The 22,226-nt window shown below is 38.0% G+C and carries 17 protein-coding genes; 8 read left to right on the top strand and 9 right to left on the bottom strand.

Annotated features, from left to right (window positions below; all coding sequences use genetic code 11):
* Positions 1-11: 11 nt before the first annotated feature.
* The 6 genes from mscM (at position 12) to GWJ05_RS00580 (ending at position 10,547) form a co-directional block, all read left to right on the top strand.
* The gene (gene mscM, locus GWJ05_RS00605; protein WP_036939497.1) at positions 12-3,347 is read left to right on the top strand and encodes a miniconductance mechanosensitive channel MscM; all 3,336 of its coding nucleotides are present in this window, start codon (positions 12-14) and stop codon (positions 3,345-3,347) included.
* A 1,309-nt stretch (positions 3,348-4,656) separates the two neighbouring features.
* Entirely contained in the window at positions 4,657-5,532 is an 876-nt protein-coding gene (locus GWJ05_RS00600; RefSeq protein WP_036939500.1) for a LysR family transcriptional regulator, read from the top strand.
* Positions 5,533-5,736: 204 nt separating this feature from the next.
* Positions 5,737-6,258, top strand: a complete 522-nt coding sequence (locus GWJ05_RS00595; protein ID WP_036939503.1) for a fimbrial protein — start codon at positions 5,737-5,739, stop codon at positions 6,256-6,258.
* A 59-nt stretch (positions 6,259-6,317) separates the two neighbouring features.
* Positions 6,318-6,977: a fimbrial biogenesis chaperone gene (locus GWJ05_RS00590; RefSeq protein ID WP_036939506.1), complete on the top strand. Its 660-nt coding sequence runs from the start codon at positions 6,318-6,320 to the stop codon at positions 6,975-6,977.
* Positions 6,978-6,989: 12 nt separating this feature from the next.
* Positions 6,990-9,515, top strand: coding sequence for a fimbria/pilus outer membrane usher protein (locus GWJ05_RS00585; protein ID WP_036939840.1), 2,526 nt, complete (start codon positions 6,990-6,992; stop codon positions 9,513-9,515).
* A gap of 9 nt (positions 9,516-9,524) precedes the next feature.
* Positions 9,525-10,547 carry a fimbrial protein gene (locus tag GWJ05_RS00580; RefSeq protein WP_036939509.1) on the top strand — a complete coding sequence of 341 codons (1,023 nt, stop codon included), beginning with the start codon at positions 9,525-9,527 and terminating at the stop codon, positions 10,545-10,547.
* Positions 10,548-10,618: 71 nt separating this feature from the next.
* On the opposite strand, the gene yigL is transcribed toward GWJ05_RS00580, so the two are convergent.
* The 4 genes from yigL to pldA form a co-directional block, all read right to left on the bottom strand.
* Positions 10,619-11,419, bottom strand: a complete 801-nt coding sequence (gene yigL, locus GWJ05_RS00575; RefSeq protein WP_036939512.1) for a sugar/pyridoxal phosphate phosphatase YigL — start codon at positions 11,417-11,419, stop codon at positions 10,619-10,621.
* A 12-nt stretch (positions 11,420-11,431) separates the two neighbouring features.
* Entirely contained in the window at positions 11,432-12,436 is a 1,005-nt protein-coding gene (gene pldB, locus GWJ05_RS00570) for a lysophospholipase L2 (protein ID WP_036939515.1), read from the bottom strand.
* Between the two features lie 18 nt (positions 12,437-12,454).
* On the bottom strand, positions 12,455-14,284 hold the full coding sequence (recQ, locus tag GWJ05_RS00565) for an ATP-dependent DNA helicase RecQ (RefSeq protein ID WP_103005243.1): 1,830 nt from the start codon (positions 14,282-14,284) through the stop codon (positions 12,455-12,457).
* Positions 14,285-14,398: 114 nt separating this feature from the next.
* Positions 14,399-15,274, bottom strand: coding sequence for a phospholipase A (pldA, locus tag GWJ05_RS00560; protein WP_161680877.1), 876 nt, complete (start codon positions 15,272-15,274; stop codon positions 14,399-14,401).
* A 233-nt stretch (positions 15,275-15,507) separates the two neighbouring features.
* On the opposite strand from pldA, the gene GWJ05_RS00555 reads away from it, so the two are divergent.
* Together GWJ05_RS00555 and rarD are read left to right on the top strand one after the other, a co-directional pair.
* Positions 15,508-15,975, top strand: a complete 468-nt coding sequence (locus GWJ05_RS00555; protein ID WP_036939522.1) for a thioesterase family protein — start codon at positions 15,508-15,510, stop codon at positions 15,973-15,975.
* 145 nt (positions 15,976-16,120) lie between these two features.
* Positions 16,121-17,014, top strand: a complete 894-nt coding sequence (rarD, locus tag GWJ05_RS00550) for an EamA family transporter RarD (protein ID WP_036939525.1) — start codon at positions 16,121-16,123, stop codon at positions 17,012-17,014.
* An 11-nt stretch (positions 17,015-17,025) separates the two neighbouring features.
* Here the strand turns inward: rarD and GWJ05_RS00545 are convergent, their stop codons facing one another.
* From GWJ05_RS00545 to GWJ05_RS00525, 5 genes are all read right to left on the bottom strand, one after another.
* Positions 17,026-17,421, bottom strand: coding sequence for a hypothetical protein (locus GWJ05_RS00545; protein WP_036939528.1), 396 nt, complete (start codon positions 17,419-17,421; stop codon positions 17,026-17,028).
* A gap of 145 nt (positions 17,422-17,566) precedes the next feature.
* Entirely contained in the window at positions 17,567-19,723 is a 2,157-nt protein-coding gene (uvrD, locus tag GWJ05_RS00540; RefSeq protein ID WP_036939531.1) for a DNA helicase II, read from the bottom strand.
* A 144-nt stretch (positions 19,724-19,867) separates the two neighbouring features.
* Positions 19,868-20,584, bottom strand: coding sequence for a 5-amino-6-(5-phospho-D-ribitylamino)uracil phosphatase YigB (gene yigB, locus GWJ05_RS00535; protein WP_087803780.1), 717 nt, complete (start codon positions 20,582-20,584; stop codon positions 19,868-19,870).
* Positions 20,584-21,507 (bottom strand): tyrosine recombinase XerC, encoded by a 924-nt coding sequence (gene xerC / locus GWJ05_RS00530; RefSeq protein WP_115370518.1) that lies wholly within the window; start codon positions 21,505-21,507, stop codon positions 20,584-20,586. The genes yigB and xerC overlap by 1 nt, the downstream gene beginning before the upstream one ends.
* The gene (locus tag GWJ05_RS00525) at positions 21,504-22,214 is read right to left on the bottom strand and encodes a DUF484 domain-containing protein (protein WP_036939539.1); all 711 of its coding nucleotides are present in this window, start codon (positions 22,212-22,214) and stop codon (positions 21,504-21,506) included. The genes xerC and GWJ05_RS00525 overlap by 4 nt, the downstream gene beginning before the upstream one ends.
* Between the last annotated feature and the right edge of the window lie 12 nt (positions 22,215-22,226).

The following is a 22,226-nucleotide window of genomic DNA, read 5'->3' as shown; positions in this document are numbered from 1 at the left end:
GAGTAACCTTTGTGCGCCTGATAATCAGTCTTTTCTTCTCGCTTTTTTTGACGCTTTCATTAAGCACATCTGCAATATCAGCGGATGTGGAAAAATTACGTCAAGATATTAAACAACTTGAAGGAAGCACTAACCCTCAAGATATTGAGGCCGTTCAGGCGCTACAAGGTACGATTAACTGGATTAATGATGGCGAGAAAGCACAAGTAAATGCGGATAATTATCAAAAAACGATTGATGATTATCCACAAATAACACAAGAGCTAAGAACTAAGCTTCTTGCAGAAAGTCATGCTGTTCCGACTATCCCTGAAAAAATTAGCATTCCTGATTTAGAACAAAAAATTATTCAAGTCAGTAGCCAATTAATGGAACAAGCAAGACTTCAACAACAGGAACAAGATAAAAGCCGTGAAATTAGTGAATCTTTAAATTTATTGCCCCAACAACTCTCTGAAGCGCGCCGTTTACTGAGTGACGCGACAGCACGACTGGCCTCTGCCAGTGCCTCAACAACCCCTTTAACAGAAGCTCAAAATAAGCTAACTCAAGCTGAAGTCACGGCACGTAAAGCGATGGTCAATGAGCTAGAAATGGCACAACTATCAGCAAATAATCGCCAAGAAATTGCACGCCTTCGCTTAGAGTTATTTAAAAAACGCTATCAGCGCCTTGATGTACAACTACAACAATTACGTAGCTTATTAAACATAAAGCGCCAAGAAGTCGCCGATCTTGCGTTAGAAAAAACAGAAATGTTGGCCGAGCAAGGTGGCGAATTACCCGAGTTTCTGACAAAACAGATCCAAACTAACCGCGAACTCTCTCAAATTCTGAATAAACAAACTCAGGAAATGAGTGAGCTATCAGAAAAACAGCGCATCACCACACAACAAACCCAACAAGTCCGTCAAACACTCACAACGATTCGAGAGCAGGCACAATGGTTAAGTGGATCAACCGCATTAGGGGAAGCGTTAAGAACACAACTGTCCCGTTTACCTGAAATGCCTCGTTCACAAGAGCTTGATAGAGATATCATTCAATTACGTGTCGAACGTTTAGGTTATGAAGATATGCTGGAAAATTTAAGTAAGATCCAGCCACCAGAGACGGCAGATGGCTCTAAACTGCCAGAAGCTCAACAATATATCTTTGATTCACTAATTCAAGCACGTCATGAATTACTAAATTCATTGCTATCAGGCTATGATTCTCAAATTCTTGAGTTAACAAAATTAAAAGTTGCGACGACACAACTAGCGGATGCATTAAAAGAAACAAAAGATGCGACAAACCGTTATATGTTCTGGGTTGCAGACATCAGCCCAATCAAGTTCAATTACCCAGTTTTATTAGTCAAAGATATTACTCGACTACTTTCGCTAGATACCTTCTCACAATTAGGCCATGCCGCTGTGAGCATGCTTAAAAACCAAGATACGTTCTTATTCCTATTTGTGACCTTATCCATTGTCGGTTTTAGCCTTCGCACTCGAAAACACTACAACGCCTTTCTTGAAAGAGTCAGTAACCGTATTGGAAAAGTCACACAAGATCACTTTTCACTGACAATTCGCACCGTTTTTTGGTCTATTTTAATTGCGCTACCGTTACCTCTTTTATGGTCTGCTGTCGGTTATGGCTTACAAAGTGTTGAATGGCGTTATCCAATGGCGGGTGCAATTGGTTATGGTGTAACCGCAGCTGCTCCCGTGTTATGGTTATTTATGATCAGCGCCACCTTTGCACGCCATAACGGTTTGTTTATCGCCCAATTTAAATGGAAAGAGAGCCGAGTCAAAAAAGCAATGCGCTTTTATCAGCTTTCTATTTTTGTCATCGTTCCGCTAATGATGTCATTAGTCACTTTCGAATATTATAGTGATAGAGAATTTGCCCCAACGGTGGGTCGCTTCTGCTTTTTATTACTTTGTGTTGCCTTAAGCTTTATTACTTCTAGCCTTAAAAAAGCACATGTCCCGCTTTACCTTGATAAGCACGGCTCTGGCGATAATATTATCAATACCATTTTATGGTGGTTATTACTGCTTGCCCCTGTAATTGCTGGATTAGCCGCTATTTTAGGTTACCTTTCGACCTCGATTGTCTTGCTTGGTCGTTTAGAAATGTCCGTAGCAATTTGGTTTGCTTTACTGATTATCTATCACATTATTCAGCGATGGATGCTTATTCAACGCCGTAAATTAGCCTTCGAACGCGCGAAACAAAAACGAGCTGAAATTCTCGCTCAGCGAGCGAAAGGTGAAGATGAAAATACTATTGTAGGGAGTAGTGGTGAAAGTACAGTAGGATTAGAGATTGAAGCCCAAGAAATAGACCTTGATGCAATCAGTGCACAATCTATTGGTTTGGTTCGCTCTATTCTGACCATGATTGCATTAGTGTCGATGATCTTACTGTGGTCTGAATTAAACACCGCATTCTCTTTTGTCGATAATATTCGACTTTGGGATGTAACGTCATCAGTGAATGGGGTTAATACTATACAACCCATCACTATGGGCTCTATTTTAGTAGCGATCCTTGTAATTATTATCACCACACAATTGGTGAGAAACTTACCGGCTTTACTTGAACTGGCTATTTTACAACATCTCGATTTAACACCAGGTACAGGTTATGCCATTACTACCATGACTAAATACAGTATCACGTTAATTGGTAGCATCGTGGGCTTCTCTTTATTAGGAATTGAATGGTCAAAATTACAATGGTTAGTGGCGGCAATGGGTGTCGGACTCGGTTTTGGTTTACAAGAAATCTTTGCCAATATCATTTCAGGATTAATGATCTTATTTGAAAAACCAATCCGTATTGGCGATACCGTGACAATTCGTAATTTAACGGGGAATATTTCTAAGATCAACACACGAGCGACCACGTTGACCGACTGGGATAGAAAAGAAATTATCGTCCCCAATAAAGCCTTCATTACAGAACAATTTATTAACTGGTCACTGTCAGACTCTGTTACCCGTATTGTGATGACTATCCCTGCTCCAGCAGATTGCAACAGTGAACAGGTAACAAATGTGTTATTAGAAGCCTCAAAACGCTCTACGATGATTTTAGAAAATCCAGCACCAGAGGTTTATTTAGTCGATTTACAACAAGGTATTCAAATTTTTGAATTGCGTGTTTATGCAGCAGAAATGGGGCATAGAATGCCGGCAAGACACGAAATCCATCAAAATATTCTCTTAGCCTTTGCAGAACACGGTATTCCATTACCGTTCCCGCCATTTCAAGCAAGAGTGGATATGATGGGTAATACAATTCGTAGCTCAATGCGAGCGACACCAAGAGAGGTGGGGGGATTATAAATACCATTTCAATTAATTTGATGAAAAGTCATTATTTTGTCGAAAAAAAATGAAAGATAATGGCTTGATTCTTTTTTCTATTTTCTTTTTTCCACATTTTTATCCCTCCCTACGCTATGTATCTCTTTCTCTTATAGCTTGTTGATTGTATAAAATATATCCATATTTTCGTCCTAATTTTTTATTTCTAGAAAAAAGGAAGATTATTTTTTGATTTTTTGATTAATAAAACTGATAAATAATAACACATAGAAACTATCTATCACTCGATAACAATATAAAGATAATAAAATGAGCATCATAAAAAGATTGCCATTTTTCGGATAAATAATTTTAAAGCAGTATATTTTTCTAACAAAATACCTATTTAACAAAAGAAAAAAATGCCATTTTGGATAAAGCGTTTCATTCACCTTAAGATAAAATCTATTTTGCCTTACCTTTATTACTTTGCTTCACTATTACGAGTAGCGGATGCTTAACCAAAATCGACCTACAATTATTTAATTAGATCATATTTTTACGTTTTTATACTTAACTTCACTCTCTATATGAGTGATGATGACTGTTCTATTGGCGTTTAAATTTTAATTTGATGTCTATAATAGCACTTACTTCTTCCTTAAATTAAAATATGCTAAGTCATTTATAGAGCACCGGACTTAATATTATAATTTAAAATATCAATAGTTTTACATAGCAAGATCCAATCCCGTTTCAAAATTTAACACTACACACAGTCTAATTTAGATTACTAGGTAGTATTTACCATCAAAAACAGTTTCTTTTATTTTAGTATAATTATCTAATCTAAATACGGAATATTTTATTTTTTTAACTTTATACTAAAAAAAGAATAAGAATAAATTAAAGATAAATAGCAAAAAAATGATAAAAATAAAAACAAGATAATTATAAAAATAGTAATTTTAGAAAAATATCACTTAAATCTTATAATTCAATAAAAACAAAAAAAGAAATAAAAAAAATAAAAATATAAATATAAAGTTTTCACTTATTATAATAACCAACATATTTTATGTTATATAAATTAAATCAATAACAAAGAGTAAAAAAGATTTATCGCAATCGTATAAAATAAAATACAGAGAATAACAAAAATAAAAATTAATAAATATTTTCCCTAATGACTGAACTACTTATTAATTAATAGCATTACAGCTTATAATGTTAATATTTTTTAAACTTGTTTAAAAAATGAGTATTACTACCTATTAACAATGCTAAGATATATTGCTAGCTTCATTTTAAATGAGTATTAAATAAACAATAATAAGAAGGTTCCATTATGGAAAAATCCCGAACGACTCTCGATCAGTGGATTACCTTACAAGCCGTCGTTGATTATGGTGGTTTTGCTCAGGCAGCAGATGCCTTACATAGAACACAATCATCAATTAGCTATACAATCAATAAATTAGAACAAACATTGGGCATTGAAATTCTCTCTTTAGAGAAAAGACGAGCAGTACTTACGCATGAAGGTAAGCTCTTACTCGAATTATCGAGAGAATTGACTGAAAAAGCCATTTCACTGGAGAAAGAAGCAAAAAAATTAATACTTAACAATAAGTTAAAAATAAATATACTGATTGATCCTTTATATATTTCAGACTTGTTTTTAGATAAAGTCTCGCAATTTATTAAAGAGAATAAACATTATGATATTAATATTCATAAAATTTCACTCAGCCAATCGGACGTATTATCTCAAAAAAATCAGGATTTAGTAATAACGCACCACAATATAAAATCATTACAACCTATTGATTTAGAAAGTATTAAAACGGTGTTGGTGACACACCCTGAAAGTGCATTACAACAGATCCCAAATAGTGATTTATGTAAGGAGTTACAAAAACATACATATATTTCATTATTTCGCAATAATACTGACATCGATCATAATAACCAAGTAATTCATGTTGGCTCAGTGGAAACCGCAATAAGCCTTGTTAAACATGGTCTTGGCTATTCTCGACTCCCCTTAGCTGTCATTCAGGAAGAATTGAATAAAAATTCGATTAAACAATTAAATACGCACAACAACGATAAAGAATATAATTTTTATCTTTATTTGAATAAAAATTCATTCCCTATAGAGGATATAGAGAAACTATTATTAGCAATAAACAGTTCGCCTCGTGATTTAATTAATGACTAATTAAACATTATTCTTAATTAAAAAAACAAACATTAAACATTTTGATATTAAGACAAAAAAACTCATGTAAATCTTCATTAACTTAAATTTTTTGTAATGCTATATTTTATTGGCATATCTCCTATGCGGATAAATCTATACTTAAATCTATACTTATAAATAAATTAAAAAGTAAAAATAATTACTTTTTATACAGGACTGATCATGAGCAAATTAAATAAATCACTCTATTTATTAGGGATGAGTTTCTCTCTACTTTCTGCACCTGCAGCTTTTGCATCGGGCACGATTAATTTTACTGGAGAAATAACAGACCAAGCTTGCACCGTAGATAGCTCTTCTAAAAATCTGACTGTAGATTTAGGAAAAGTATCTTCAAAAAGCTTAACCACTAAAGGTGAAATCGCGGGCCTTAAAGATTTCACAATTAAACTAATTGATTGCCCTATTGATACCACTGTTGCCGTACGCTTTGGCGGTACTCGTGATGCAATTGATAGCGATATTCTAGCTATTGACCAGGTTTCTGGTGGTGCAACAAATGTCGGTATTGCATTATTTGAGAAAGATGCCGTATCTCAAATTAATCTCTATGACGACTCTAAAGAGGTCGAAATTAATGGTACTGAAATTAACTTAGATTATGTTGCTCGTTATAAAGCAACAGCACAAGCAACACCAGGTCCAGCTAACGGCTCAGCCGTCTATAGCATCCAATACAAATAATAAAAAATGAGGGTAATACTTATTACCCTCTTATTTCTTCTTAACTTTATGGCACCAATATGAAAAAGAATATTTTTCTCACATTATTTTTTTACTTTTCTCTCATAACGGTATGCCATGCTGCAGGGATAAGTGTGGGTGGAACACGGTTTGTTTATAACGATAATGCTCGTGAAATCAGTATCCCAGTTCTAAATACCGATAAAGAAAAACCTTATTTGATCCAAAGTTGGGTTTCAGCTTTTCAAGGTAATGACAAAACACCTTTTATTGCGACTCCCCCTCTTTTTCGTATTGAGCCAGATAGCACTGGTACGGCACGTATTTCTTATACAGGAGCCCCCTTAAACTCAAATACCGAAGTTGTCTATTGGCTTAATATAAAATCTATTCCTCCCGTTGAAAAAAGTCCTGAAAATCAACTTCAGTTGGTGATTAATTCTCAATTTAAGCTCTTTTTACGTGCTCATGATATCGAGCCACTTAATTTTAATAACGTCGAACTATCAAAACAAAATCAAGGCTTAGTACTTAAGAACAACACACCTTATCACTTAACCATTAAACATATTTTTATTGATGATAAACGCCACCCTTACGATCCTTTAATTCAGCCACATCAAGAAGTTGTATTACTAAAAGAAACACCTACTTCTCAGAAAGTTACAGTGCAGTTTATTAATGACTACGGTGCAACTGTAGATAAAGTATTAAACTAAGAGCGTATGGCGATGACTTTATCCATAATAGCGTTATCAACAAAACGATTATTCGTATTTTCTACCAATAATCTCAATCGCCACGGTTTGCTGACCATGGCGATCGCCACTATTTTATATCCTTATCAGGTAACGGCTGAAGAGCAATTTAACCCTGATGCACTCAATTTAGGAATAGAAAATCAAGTTGCGGATATTAATAGCCTTGATTATTTTTCTTATGCCGGAGGTCAACTTCCTGGCGTCTATTCTGTTGATATTTATCTCAATAATAAATTAATTGATAACCGCCAAGTACGTTTTATTTTTAACGAAGAAAAAAAGACACTTACACCAGAGATAACTAAACAAGACTTATTAAATTGGGGTGTCAAAGAGTCTGTAATACCACCATCTAATCAACAAATTAAAAATGAAACGATCACTGATATTGCTCGAGTTATTCCAAATGCAACATATCAGTATGATTTTTCACGAGCACGCCTGTCATTTTCTATACCACAAATTGCTTTATATAATTATGGGCAAGGCTATATTCCCCCCACACAATGGAATGATGGCATTAATGCGGCTTTTGTGAATTACACCTATCGACAAAATAAGTATTGGTATCATGATCAACATAATAGCGACTCTCTTTTTTTAGGGTTACGCAGTGGTGTTAATGTCGGTGCTTGGCGTTTGCGTAATCACAGTAACTATAATAAAAACAGTGATAACTCTTCACAGTGGAAGAGTTTGCAAACTTATGTTGAGAGAGATATTCGTAGTTTAAAAAGCCGTTTAACCCTCGGCGAAACTGCCTCTGATAATGATGTATTAGAGAGTATTCCATATCGTGGTATTAAACTTGCTTCTGATGAAAGTATGTTGCCACAAAGCCAACGAGGATTTGCTCCCGTTGTGAGAGGAATTGCTCAAAGCAATGCCGTGGTTACTGTTCGTCAAAATAACAGTGTGATTTACCAAACATCCGTTCCACCAGGTGAATTTGCTATTTCAGATTTATATCCCACCTCTTACAGTGGTGATTTACAAGTCACGATTGAAGAAGCGGATGGAACAACTCGTACTTTTTCACAACCCTTTTCAGCTGTTCCCATGATGCAACGTGCAGGTAGCTTAAAATACAGTGTAGATATCGGTAAGTATCATGCTGATACAGCTGCGAGAAAGCCTAATTTTTTTCAAACCTCTGCTATTTATGGGCTCCCTTATAATTTATCCATTTATGGTGGCACATTAATCTCTGCTGATTACCAAGCTTATGCATTAGGTACTGGGGTTAATCTTGGCTATTTAGGTGCCGTTTCTGCCGATATTACTCACGCGAAAACAACCTTAATAAATGATGATGAAGTTCAAGGACAATCTTATCGTATTCAATATTCTAAATATTTACCTGACACCCAAACAGGTTTTTCACTGGCATCTTATCGCTATTCAACAAAAAATTATTATGATTTCTCGGCAGCTAATGAGCGTTTTTCTCATCTTTACCGTAAGAAAAAACAGTTTCAGTTATCTGTATCACAATCTTTAGGAGATATAGGTTATCTCTCATTAAATGGTTATCAACAATATTATTGGTATCAAGACAGAGTCGATCGTAATGTCAATCTCAGTTTTAACTCTAACTACCGTGCTTTAAGTTATAGCGTCTCTTATGCGTATAACAAGCGCCAGGAAAGTGGGCTAACCGATCAGATTTTATCCATTAATTTAAGTCTACCGTTTAATTTTACTCAAAATAATAATTGGTTAAGTTATCGCTACAACACCAGTCGACAAGGTGATTCGATTAGCTCAGTGAGTGTCAGTGGAACACAGCTAGAAGACAACAATCTGCAATATGATGTATCACAAAATTATAATCATACTCGCCAAGAATATAGTGGGTCAGTCAATGGTAATTACAGTGCATCCGGTGGCGAAGTAAATGCAGGTTACAGTTATGATAAACGTTATCAATCAATGAATTGGGGAGTAAATGGTGCGCTCTTAATTCATCAAGGTGGTATAACGCCATCTCGTACAATCTATGATTCTGCAATTTTAATTAAAGCGGAAGATGTTGGTAACTTAAAAGTCAGTAGTGCGCAGAGCCTTTATACCAATAACCAAGGCTATGCGGTTATTCCTAATGTTTCACGTTATGAACGCAATAAAGTCACCGTCGATCCTGCCTCTTTAACGGGTAATAACGATGTTGAATTAACATCAACGACGGTTATACCGACCAAAGGAGCAATTGTTTTAGCTGATTTCAAAGCAAGAAAAGGGGCTCGTGTGCTTGCAAACTTACACTACAATGGAACACCATTGCCATTTGGTACTCAAGTTGAGATTTATCAACACGGACAAGTGCTTTCAAGTGGGATTGTTGCCAATGATGGTGAAGTTTTCTTAAATGGCGTACCTGAGCAGAGCCAGTTACGTGCTAAATGGGGTAACAGCGCCGTTGAACAATGCAAAACATCTTTAAATGCGGATCTCTCGTTAGAAAAGATCCAGTTTTTACAACTTGATTGCAGATAGGTGATAACAATGAATAAATATATAACACTAGGTTGTCTGTCTGCTTTTTTGTATACATCAACCACTATGGCTGAATTTAGGGCAGAGCTCACTACTAAGACAGTAACTTATTCAGCACCTATTTACGTATCGCGTTCAGCACCAATTTTAACGGAAGTCGCCACAATCCCGTTAGGAACAATGAATGCATGGACATGGTGGAACCTTTCTGGAGGCGAAGTTAGACCAGGGATTTATTTACCTGGTTCGTTTAATGCTTCCAGTCCTAGAGTGAATGGGGCTTATGTCAAAGAACTTAACAACAGTGGTATTGGCTATACGTTACATGGCACGATTAGCGGAAGTTGTAGTGGGTCTGCTTATGTCGATGGTCAGCAAAATATTGATGGTAACTATAGCAACAGGCTTATTTGTTCATCCAACGCCACCAGTGGTAATTACTCCGTTACATTAGAAATGAAGCTGTATAAGCTACGTGATAATGTGAAATCACAAACCATTCCAGGTATATGGGCTGCGATGTTAATTGTCTATAACAATGGTTTTATCACCAGTGACTATACAGGAAAAACAGAGCCACGAATTAATCTTTCACCATTGACCATTATTTCTAGTGGTTGTGATGTCATGAATAACAATATTAATGTACCGCTTGGAGCTGTCCCTAAATCCAGTTTTAATGGTGTTGGATCTGTAAGTCCTGAGAGTATTAAAGATTTCAATATTGATTTGAGTTGTGATCCTGTTTCACCGATTAAAATTCGCTTCGATGGTGTTGCCGATAGCCAACAAACCTCAGGCACCATTGGCTTAAGTAATCCAACAGACAGTAATACAGCCAAAGGTTATGGTATACAGATTAAGTATCAAAACCAGCCAATAAAGCTGGGACAATTAATTACAGTAAGTGAAAAAAACAGCAGTTCCGGAAGTTATTCTATTCCTTTGGAAGCGGGTTATATTCAAACATCCGATACGACAAGTGCGGGAAAAGCAAACGGTACATTGCAATTTACAATGCAATATCACTAACGAAATTTAGGCTGATTTAAAAAGATAAGGCGAACAATATTATCTTGCTCGCCTTTTTTCTTTAGAGAAGATCACACTTGATATAATTTACGTAAATAATGAGGCACAGCTTCATCGGCGTTAGTTCCAATCACTTCCATATTGGGGAGGAGATCTTTTAATGCTTGATGGGCATTTTTCATAATGCAACCTTTACCCGCTATCTTTAGCATCTCTTTGTCATTCATACCATCACCAAACGCGATCGCATCTTTCGCAGAATGTTGCATCAGTTCGGCCACTTTCTCTAACGCTTCACCTTTAGATACGCCTCCTGCCATCACTTCTAAGCAATTACGCAGTGAGAAACTCACATTAACCTTATTACCCCAGCGCTGATTAATTTCACTTTCTAGTTTCAACAAGAGCTCATGATCATCAGAGGTGAAGAAAACCTTACACACATTGGTGGTCGGGAATCCCGTTTTACAATATAGTTCATAGCCAAAGTCTGATTCTCTAAAAAACTCACAAGCCCCTGGCATCTCTTTATTAACATACCAATAGTCGCCAGCATAAATATTCGTTTCAATTTCAGGGTGATCAAAAACCATAAGGGACAAGTCATAAGCAATTTCAGGTTCAAGATCTTGGCTAAAAATAAGATCCCCATGCGTGTTATGCACTCTTGCACCATTAGAGGTTATCATATAAGCGTTAATGCCTAATCCATCACGAATTTGAGCAACATCAACATGATGACGACCTGTTGCGAATACAAAATGCACCCCTTTATTAATAAGTAGGTGTAGTGTTTCTTGCGTATAGGGGGTTAATACATGATTAGGTGATAACAACGTGCCATCAAGATCTGAAGCGACTATCGAATACATACACATTCCTGATTAAAATAAATGCTTATCATAAAACTCACAGATTTCATTCAATGCTTGTGAGCGTAGCTTATCTATTTCGAACAAGATTTCATGATGCGCACCCTTAATCACCAGTGGCAATTTTTGCTTTTCTTCTCTTGTTCTGGACTGACTATAACGTTCACAGAAAGCCCTTAGCTCTTGATTATCTACCACCTTGTCATGCTCAGCCTCAAGCACTAATAAAGGGGTATCAATCTCTCCCGCATGTTCAATTAACCAATCTCCTGTTTGTAGGCTTTCGCCCATCCAATGATAAGTAGGGCCACCTAATCGTAGCTCAGGGAAATCAGCGTAATAACGTAAATAACGACGGTATCGTTCATGGCTATGTGTTAACACATTTAGAATAAAAGGTAATGGAAACCATTTACCTGTTGATACTGCGTAGTTATTTCTTTCAGATTGACTTTGTTCTGCTCGATTGACTAAAAAATTAGCCACCCAGCGAGGTATCGGTAATTTAATACCAAACATCGGCGCACTTAATGCGGCTGCTTTAAAAACATGAGGATGTTTTAGAAGATACCCCGCTAAGATAGCACCGCCCATTGAATGGGCTAATGCAAAATAATGTTGGTATTGATAAGGCAACACTATCGTATCAATGAATGTTGAGAAGTCATCAATATAATCACTGAATTTTTCCACATGACCTTTTTGTGAGTCTTCTAATAGTCGGTCAGACAGGCCTTGCCCTCGATGATCAAGCAAAAAAACATCGTAGCCAGTATGGAAAAAATCAAATGCAACTTCAGGATACTTTACATAGCTTTCACTACGGCCTGAAGCAATTACTAGTGCTTTATTGTGCGATGGCGAACGCCAATGAACATAACGAATCTTTGCTCCATCAACACCCGTAAATTCACCTTCTTCACGTTGGTTCCAAAAATCCAATAAAGCGCCATTCGTAAAAGCAGAAAACTGCTTTTCACGAGATAACCACGAATGTTTAAAAAGAGTGGTTGTCATTGGCTCTCCTTGTTGGCGTTATTCGAAGCCCTCAATATGGTCACGGATCAGTGTCATAAAAGCGGGTCCAAATCGTTCTAATTTTCGTTGGCCGACACCGTTTATTAATAACAACTCATCAGGATAAACAGGACATTGCTCGGCCATTTCTATCAACGTGACATCATTAAAGACCACAAAAGGCGGAATATTCTCTTCATCAGCAATAGATTTACGTAATTTACGTAGTTTCGCAAATAGTTTTCTATCGTACTGTCTGTGCGCATTTTTTGTTTGTTGATTACGGCTTTTTGTTGGACTTAATAATCTAGGCACAGCTAATTGTAAGGGGACTTCACCTCGAAGGATAGGCCTCGCCATTTCCGTAAGCTGTAATGCAGAACGGTGTACAATATTTTGTGTCACCATACCTAAATGAATAAGTTGCCGTATCACACTCACCCAATGTTCGTGACTTTGTGCTTTTCCTATGCCATAAACAGGTAACGTATCGTGTCCCGAATCTCGAATACGCTGATTATTCGCGCCTCTTAAAATTTCAACAATATAACCAATACCAAAGTGCTGACCAGTACGATAAATACAGGATAAAGCCTTTTGTGCATCCACCAATCCATCATATTGCTTAGGAGGATCAAGGCAAATATCACAGTTGCCACACGCATTTTGTCGATGCTCGTCGAAATAATTAAGAAGCACGAGTCGTCGACATGTTTGTGCTTCTGCAAAAGCGCCCATTGCGTTGAGCTTATGCATTTCAATCGCTTTTTGGTCGCTTTCAGGTTTTTCATCTAAACAACGACGCAACCACGCCATATCAGCGGGATCATAAAATAATACCGCTTCTGCAGGTAATCCATCTCGCCCTGCACGCCCAGTTTCTTGGTAATAAGACTCAATATTACGAGGTATATCGAAGTGAACCACGAAACGCACATTAGGTTTGTTTATCCCCATTCCAAACGCAACGGTTGCAACCACAATTTGCAAATCATCACGCTGAAACGCCTCTTGCACTTTGGCTCGCTGTGTCATTTCCATTCCAGCATGATAGCCCGCAATACTTAATCCACGCTTACTCAGTCGCTCTGCAGTTTCTTCTACTTTACTGCGACTGTTACAGTAAATAATGCCTGACTTTCCTTTTTGGCCACGAATAAAGAGCCAAAGCTGATCAAGAGGTTTGTATTTCTCGACTAAAGTGTAGCGGATATTCGGTCTATCGAAACTGCTGATATGTATTAAAGGATCACGCAACACTAACTGATTAATAATGTCATAACGCGTTGTGTTATCTGCCGTAGCTGTCAGTGCAACAATAGGCACATCGGGAAGATATTGTCTTAATAATCCAATTCCTCGATATTCAGGGCGGAAGTCATGCCCCCACTGTGAAATACAGTGTGCTTCATCAACGGCCAATAATACGGGTTTCCACTGTACCAATTGGTGCAAAAAACTTTCCATCATCAAACGTTCAGGAGCAATATACAGCAGTTTTATTTCACCCGTTTGACAACGCATTTGAACATCGAGTTGCTCTTCACGTGTTTGTGTGGAATTTAAATAACTAGCTTCAATGCCATGAAGACAAAGCTGATCGACCTGATCTTTCATTAAGGAGATCAGAGGCGACACAACAACGGTTAATCCATCTAACAATAATGCGGGGATTTGATAGCAAAGGGATTTTCCACCCCCTGTCGGCATCACAACAAGGCAATCACGTCCTGTTGTAATGGTATGGATGATTTCTTGCTGACCAGGACGAAACTGCTGATAACCAAAGGTTTCTCGCAAAATAGTCTGTGCTGATGGCATTGAATTAAGAACTTCTGCTGTGGACACGCCGTTCCTCTGAAAAGCTACTGATAAAAACTATGATGAGGAGCCAAAGAAAAGGCACCAATATGAAGGTGCCGTCATCATTTATAGCGTTATGCTACCTCAGAACGAGGAAAATTACAGCATATCATTCAGCATCACACCCACACCAACACGTGTCTGGCGAAAATTATAGTCAATCATCGATTCACCATAACCACTAAATACTTGGGTATAAAAGCGGACATGCTTAGTAATTGGATAGCTCCAACCTAATTCAGCCGCCCCATAGCCACTGTTCCAGTTATAGCGACCCGTCACCGTGATCACACTTTCACCTAATCGGTAACCTGCTTTTAAACGATAATAGCCCATGTAACGATTAATATCTGGATTATCATCACGTTGTGCACTTTCACTAAAGCGATACCATGGTTTTAAATCAAGTTGTAAATTACCTTTTTGTGCCATAAAGCGTGCATAAACTCGATTCCAGCTACGAGATGTGGGATCTGAACGCCCATTGGATTCATGGTTAAAACCCGTTTCAACTTCACGAAGTGTCCAACCCGCAAATTTATAGTCAGTAGCCCACCCTAAAAAGAGTTGTGGCTCATAGCTTGTCTCCCGAAACGGAGCTGACTCTTTTTTATTACTTAATTGCCACCAAGAGCGCTGAGTATAAGAAGCTGCTAAAACGGAATTTTCACCCGCTATACCACGCCATAAAGGGAAAGCAAGACTAAGTTGAAATTTCACCTCATCTTTTCTAGCCTTATTGCCCCAATCATAACTTTCAATAGCCTCTTTATTCATATCCGAGGTATCAGTATAAATAATGTAATTGGATTCATAAGGATAAAGAACAAAAGGTGAATCATATTCTTGTAATAAACCAGAAATGATACTGCCCTGAACAAGCGGTGCCGGAGACGACGATATTTGTACTTCGGATGCAAATCCCCATGCTGGATAGAATAAAGCCACCGCGAGTAAAGAACGGATGTAACACATAGTTAATTATCCTGTCTCATTATTGAATAATATATAAAGTTAGTACTTACTTTGGAATTAGTTCTTATAAATGTGCTTTATTACACTTAAGCGACCATATTTTACACGTAATTGCCATTAAATCTCGTATATTTTCACGCCATTATATTTATAGCACGAATGTGCAATTACGGTTTCGTCATGTATCATTAACATAATATTAACTTTATGACGTGATATCGGAGGTTTTAAAAATGGAAAAACAGCTAACATTAGAAGAAGCTCAAACATTAATTGGTCATGTTTTTGTGTATAAAATGCCATTTAACCAATTGATTGGCTTAGAGTTAGTTCGTTTTGAACAAGATTATGCAGAAATTCAATTCCGCTACCAAGATAAATTGGTTGGTAATATTGCTCAACGCATTTTACATGGTGGGCTCATTGCGTCGGTACTTGATGTCAGTGCAGGATTAGTTTGTGTAGGTAACGCATTAACACGTTTAGCACCAATATCCCAAGAGCAACTCGAACAGAAACTCGCTAAAATGGGTACAATTGACTTACGAGTTGATTATTTACGACCTGGACGTGGGGAGTGTTTTACTGCAAGTAGTCATATCTTACGCAGTGGCAATAAAGTCTCTGTTGCTCGTGTTGAATTACATAATGAAAAGCAAGTCCATATTGCAAGTGGAACAGCAACTTATATTGTGGGTTAAATCTTTGTTAAAATTCATTGCGCACTATGATACTTAGAATATTATTAATTACTTGTAAAAATACATGCCTAATGACACATTAGATAATGTCATTGGGTATGATAACCCCGTCACACATTTCCTTTCCATCAATTCCAGAGATAGCATGAGCCAGAAAAACACGATGAAAGGCGTTTTATGTGCCTTAGGCGCCTATTTGATCTGGGGTATTGCCCCTGTCTATTTTAAAAGCATTCAAGAAGTGCCCGCTGAAGAGATCCTCACACACCGTATTCTATGGTCATTCTTTTTTATGTTGATTTTAATGACTCTCAGTCGTCACTGGCCTTATTTACGCCAATTAATACGTCAACCTAAAAAAATTCTACTCTTAGCACTGACAGCCGTGATTATCGCAACTAACTGGCTTACCTATATATGGGCCGTTAACCATGGTTATATGCTAGAAGCTAGCCTTGGCTACTTTATTAACCCCCTTGTTAACGTACTTTTTGGCATGCTTTTCTTGAGCGAACGTTTCCGTCGTATGCAATGGGTAGCCGTAGGTTTAGCTTTTACTGGTGTCTTTATACAACTATGGCATTTTGGTTCAGTGCCCGTCATTGGGCTCAGTCTCGCGGTTACTTTTGGCCTTTATGGCCTACTGCGTAAAAAATTAGGGGTCGATGCACAAACCGGGATGCTAGTAGAGACTTTATGGTTATTCCCAGTAGCATTAGTTTACATTTTATTTTTCACCCATTCGCCAACAAGTAATATGCTTGAAAATAGTTGGTCATTAAACACCTTGTTAATTGCAGCAGGTATTATTACAACCGTACCGTTATTACTCTTTACAGAAGCAGCACACCATCTGCGTTTATCAACATTGGGTTTTTTCCAATATATTGGCCCAACCTTGATGTTTATCCTTGCCACAATGGTGTATGACGAAAAAATTGATGCTGAACGATTAGTCACCTTTGGCTTTATCTGGGTTGCACTGATCCTCTTTACTCTCGATGCACTTTATACTCAACGTCGTTTAAGACGTAGTTAGTTATTTAAAGCTCACTCTTCCGCTAAATTACTAATTTGAGTAAAAGCGGAAGAGAATTTTTTCTTCTTATTTTTCTTTAGCAAAGATGTCCCCTTCGATATCTCTTCCACATAACGATGTGAACGCCTAAATAACGTTGATATTGTGTTATTAATCACTTGAATATGGTTAATCACAATACTGTAATAGAGATTGATACGAGGAACAAAATCACGCTGATGCCTCAATAATTTACAATACAGATCTTCTTCAAATTCATTAATCGGCTCACTAGGGTGATAACGATCACGAAGAACTTCCTCGACATTTTCGACTCTAATATCATTATTAGAAAAAGAGATAAGAGAAATTTGCGTAGCAGAAGAGACAAAAAAATAGGTATGAAAGAAGGTGCTAGAAAGTTTCATCAATAGATCTCATTAGTAAGAATAGGTAACGAGATTATTAAGTAACCAAATCGTATTTCCCTTAAAAAAACACCCCTACTTGCCTATCCAATCAGTAAGGATGTTTTTTATATAAGATAGTGACTACCTACTTTAAATGGCGACCTTACTCTAGTCGAGCAAATGCCGCGACTAGCCATTTAATACCTTCACCATTAAAGGCAATTTGTAATCGACAGTGCTCACCACTGCCTTCAATATTGATAATTGTCCCATCACCAAACTTAGGATGTTTCACTCGTTGCCCTAGCGAATAACCGGTGTCATTGCTAATAATTGGGGTACCTAAACGGCTATGATTAACAGGACGTGAAACTGTTGCTCGTAAACGGACTTCTTCGACACACTCTTTAGGTAATTCACCAATAAAACGAGATGGTCGATGACTCACTTCTTTTCCATATAGACGGCGGTTTTCAGCGTAAGTAAGTGTTAACTTTTTCATCGCGCGAGTTACACCAACATAGGCCAAACGACGCTCTTCTTCTAAACGCCCACCTTCATCTAATGACATTTGGCTTGGGAACATCCCTTCTTCAACCCCCACAATGAAGACTTGTGAAAACTCAAGCCCCTTGGCGGAGTGAAGCGTCATTAATTGAACCGCATCTTGATATGCATCAGCCTGGCTTTCACCTGATTCTAATGCGGCATGTGAAAGAAATGCTTGCAGAGGCATTAAATCTTCGTCTTCATCTTGATAACTAAATTGGCGGGTCGCGGTGACCAACTCCTCTAAGTTTTCGATACGGGCTTGGGCTTTTTCGCCCTTTTCTTGCTCATACATCGCTTTTAAACCTGAATCACGAATAATTCGGTCTGTTTGTACATGTAATGGCATATCTGCTGTTTCAGAGGCGAGTGTTTCAATCAGTTCTAAGAATCGTTGAATTGCAGCAGTTGCACGTCCTGCCAACATTTTATGTTCGATAACCTGTAATGCGCTTTCCCATAAGGTAATTTGGTTATCTCTCGCGACTTGGCGAACAATATCTAATGTTCTATCACCAATACCCCGTGTTGGTGTATTCACAACACGCTCGAAAGAAGCATCATCATGGCGATTAGCCGTTAATCGCATATAAGAAAGCGCATCTTTAATTTCTTGGCGTTCAAAGAAGCGTTGCCCGCCGTAAATACGGTATGGCATTGCCGCTTGTAATAGTGCCTCTTCCATTATACGAGATTGAGCATTACTACGATAAAGAATGGCACAGTCTGTCAATGCCCCCCCTTCTTCTTGCCAGCGCTTAATTCTGCCGACAACATAACGCGCTTCATCTAAATCATTAAAAGCACAATAAAGCGAGATAGGTTCGCCTTCTGCACCTTCTGTCCACAGATTTTTACCTAATCTGTCACTGTTGTTTGCTATTAGCGCATTGGCAGCTTTTAGGATATTGCTTGTAGAACGATAATTCTGCTCTAATCGGATAGTCTCTGCGCCAGGAAATTCATTTAAGAAGTTTTGAATATTCTCAACTTGCGCCCCACGCCAACCATAAATGGATTGGTCGTCATCGCCTACAATCATCACTTTACCCGTTTGACCTGCCAGCATTCTTATCCATGCATATTGAATACGGTTAGTATCTTGAAATTCATCAACCAAGATATTAGTAAAGCGATTTTGGTAATGTTCTAAAATTTGAGGTTTATTAAGCCAAAGTTCGTGGGCTCGTAATAAAAGCTCCGCAAAGTCCACCAGCCCCGCACGATCACATGCTTCTTGATATGCCTGGTACACTTTTAACCATGTTGTTTCTACAGGATTACCATAGGTTTGAATATGCTGAGGACGTAATCCTTCATCTTTTTTACCGTTGATATACCACATTCCTTGTCGTGCAGGCCATTGTTTATCATCAAGGTTCATCGATTTAACAATGCGACGAATAAGGCGATATTGATCGTCACTATCAATAATTTGAAAATCTTGTGGTAGGTTTGCATCAAGATAATGTGCGCGTAATAAACGATGAGCCAAGCTATGGAAAGTCCCAATCCACATACCGCCTTGACTGGTACCAATTAAATCTTCAATACGATGACGCATTTCTGCAGCCGCTTTATTGGTAAACGTCACAGCCATAATAGAAAAAGGAGACGCTTGCTCAACAGATAATAACCAAGCGATACGATGTACCAATACGCGTGTTTTACCACTACCTGCGCCAGCAAGCACCAACATATTTATACGAGGTGCGGCCACGGCTTCGCGCTGTTTATCATTAAGGCCTTCTAGCAGATATGAGACGTCCATAATTACCAATCATTTAGTGAGGAAAATACTGTGGATATATACAGAAATAGTCAATAAGCAACAAACTAACAGGATTTCATCCGTGATGCAAAGTAAAGCCTTTTTCAATTGCGTTTATCTCTGCCATTTTGACCTAATATTACGTTAAACCAATTCTATCAGTTTACTTAAATCTGTAATTTCAATATGTGGCATCACGCGAGTTTCACCTTCTTCAAACAAACTACGGTTATCAAGGTTAATCCAGCAAGCTTGTAATCCACTATTAATAGCACCCTCAACATCCGTCACAAGATGATCACCCACATGTAAAATTTGTTTATGAGGTACTTTTAAAAGCGTTGCCGCTTTATCAAACATATCAGAATAAGGCTTAGAGCGACCATCAGGGCCAGCTTTTAAAATATGTGAGAAATACTGCCCTAAACCACAACTTAGCGGGTTTGCATTACCATTTGTAATGGCGATTAAAGGAATTTTTTCTGCTAATTGAGTGAGGACTTGATGTGTATTTTGAGGCACGTTAATACGACTACGCCAATAAGCAAAGTGCGCCATAATTTCATCTGCACCTTGCTTTGCTTTAGCTTCACTGTAGTTGTAATCTAACAACATATTTCTAGCAGCAAGCCAACGCCACTGTGTAATATCGTGAAATATCTCTGGATTATTTTCTATAAGTGGCTTTTTATAGGCATTCACATCTTCTTTTGTGAAATGATTAAAACGCAGATCATATTGACGAATAAAAGCCAGTGTCTCTTTTTCCGTTCTGTCCATCACGGGCACATTGTCATACAGCGTGTCATCTAAATCAAAAGTCATCGCTGCAATTGGCGTCAGAGTTCTGTAAAAGCGCATTATGATTTTTCTCTCTTAGCTCTCGGATGAGCAGCATCATAGACTTTCGCTAAATGCTGAAAATCTAAGTGGGTATAGACTTGGGTAGTCGATAAATTAGCGTGCCCTAATAACTCTTGTACGGCACGTAAATCACCACTGGATTCCAGTAAATGCGTAGCAAACGAGTGGCGTAATTTATGAGGATTCACATGGCTATTTAGTCCTTGCTTTACCCCCCAAAGTTCAAAACGTTTTTGTACACTGCGCACGGATAAACGCTTACCACTTTGAGTTGAGATAAAAACAGCCTTATCTTCTGGTGCATAAAGTTCTCGCATCGGAAACCAATTTTGTAGCCATTCTATCGCTTTTCTTCCTAGAGGAACTTTACGCTCTTTACTTCCTTTACCTAATACACGAACTTCACCTTCATTCAGATCAATATCGTTAATATTGAGATTGGTCAGCTCAGATAAACGCAAACCCGCACCATACATAACCTCTAGCATGGTTCTATCTCTGACAGAAAGGGGATCGTTTAAATCGATATTCATTAATTGGTTTACTTCATCTACATCCATATTTTTAGGAAGATGACGACCTGATTTAGGTGTGCGAATACCTTTCGCTGAATTAACATCCAGCATACCTTGTGCTACTTGCCAATCAAGAAAGCTACGTAACGCAGAAAAGCGCAAAGCCAAGCTGGTCGGCTGTAACCCGCTTCGATGACTTTTTGCCAATAACATACGTACATGTTGGCTTTCAAGTGATCGCCATTGCGTTATTTTTATCTCGACCATCATTCGCACTAAGGCCATCAATTGGCGATGGTAATTTTCTACCGTTACAGGACTTAATCTGCGTTCAACTTGAATGTAACGCAGAAATTGCTCGATAACCGTGGTGAGTGTTTCTGGAAGATCACTTGGTTGGCTCATTGTCTTGCCACCCAACGTGTTAATAATTCCGGTAAGATATGGGCTAATTTATCCAACATGACGGTTCCCATTCCTTCCTGAAAATGTTGATTATCTCGGCTATTAAAAATAATCACCCCTAAATCACCGTAATGGCCTAATAATGAGAGTGCAACAGAGCCTGAATGTCGTACATTAGGCATCAACAACATGATCTCTTGCCCATTTAGCGTGCCTAAGTAGTGATTATCATCCCCCATACGCTGAATACGGAAATGTTCAAAGGTTTGACGAGAAAGTGCAAGTGCTTGGGCGTCTAAAGGCGGTTGTAATTGCCAGCGATCAGTAAATAGACGTAATTGAACAGAATACAACCCCAACCCTTTAGCCCAGAGGTTTAAACGCTCTAGCATTTCATTGAGGGAATCACTACGGGATAATTCAGTAATTAATAATAACAGCTGACTAAACAGCGATTCATTTTCTGAAGCTTGCTCTATCAGTAAACGCATATCTTCTTCAAGATAGTGAATACGATTACGTTGGCGTGACATTATCCACTCAACTAATGAGACTGTTCCTCTTATGGGATGAGGAACTTTCATTTGCTCAATGTAGCTTGCATTACGGATAAAAAAACCAGGATGCTCTGTGAGGTAACGAACCACTTGTTGATCATTAAGTTCGTTTGTTTCAGGACAACAGAACTGCTCATTTTTATCCGTCATACAGATAGCCTC

Origin of the sequence: Proteus sp. G2626 (genome assembly GCF_009915985.1) — a bacterium.
GTDB classification, from domain to species: domain Bacteria; phylum Pseudomonadota; class Gammaproteobacteria; order Enterobacterales; family Enterobacteriaceae; genus Proteus; species Proteus vulgaris.
Note: the sequence above shows the minus strand (reverse complement) of the source record. Positions and strands in the feature narration are given on the sequence as shown.

Excerpts from the sequence above, each read along its gene's own strand:
- GWJ05_RS00600 (WP_036939500.1), top strand. The coding sequence starts at position 4,657 with ATGGAAAAATCCCGAACGACTCTCGATCAGTGGATTACCTTACAAGCC.
- GWJ05_RS00595 (WP_036939503.1), top strand. The coding sequence starts at position 5,737 with ATGAGCAAATTAAATAAATCACTCTATTTATTAGGGATGAGTTTCTCT.
- GWJ05_RS00590 (WP_036939506.1), top strand. The coding sequence starts at position 6,318 with ATGAAAAAGAATATTTTTCTCACATTATTTTTTTACTTTTCTCTCATA.
- GWJ05_RS00585 (WP_036939840.1), top strand. The coding sequence starts at position 6,990 with ATGACTTTATCCATAATAGCGTTATCAACAAAACGATTATTCGTATTT.
- GWJ05_RS00580 (WP_036939509.1), top strand. The coding sequence starts at position 9,525 with ATGAATAAATATATAACACTAGGTTGTCTGTCTGCTTTTTTGTATACA.
- yigL (WP_036939512.1), bottom strand. The coding sequence starts at position 11,419 with ATGTATTCGATAGTCGCTTCAGATCTTGATGGCACGTTGTTATCACCT.
- pldB (WP_036939515.1), bottom strand. The coding sequence starts at position 12,436 with ATGACAACCACTCTTTTTAAACATTCGTGGTTATCTCGTGAAAAGCAG.
- pldA (WP_161680877.1), bottom strand. The coding sequence starts at position 15,274 with ATGTGTTACATCCGTTCTTTACTCGCGGTGGCTTTATTCTATCCAGCA.
- GWJ05_RS00555 (WP_036939522.1), top strand. The coding sequence starts at position 15,508 with ATGGAAAAACAGCTAACATTAGAAGAAGCTCAAACATTAATTGGTCAT.
- rarD (WP_036939525.1), top strand. The coding sequence starts at position 16,121 with ATGAGCCAGAAAAACACGATGAAAGGCGTTTTATGTGCCTTAGGCGCC.
- GWJ05_RS00545 (WP_036939528.1), bottom strand. The coding sequence starts at position 17,421 with ATGAAACTTTCTAGCACCTTCTTTCATACCTATTTTTTTGTCTCTTCT.
- uvrD (WP_036939531.1), bottom strand. The coding sequence starts at position 19,723 with ATGGACGTCTCATATCTGCTAGAAGGCCTTAATGATAAACAGCGCGAA.
- yigB (WP_087803780.1), bottom strand. The coding sequence starts at position 20,584 with ATGCGCTTTTACAGAACTCTGACGCCAATTGCAGCGATGACTTTTGAT.
- xerC (WP_115370518.1), bottom strand. The coding sequence starts at position 21,507 with ATGAGCCAACCAAGTGATCTTCCAGAAACACTCACCACGGTTATCGAG.
- GWJ05_RS00525 (WP_036939539.1), bottom strand. The coding sequence starts at position 22,214 with ATGACGGATAAAAATGAGCAGTTCTGTTGTCCTGAAACAAACGAACTT.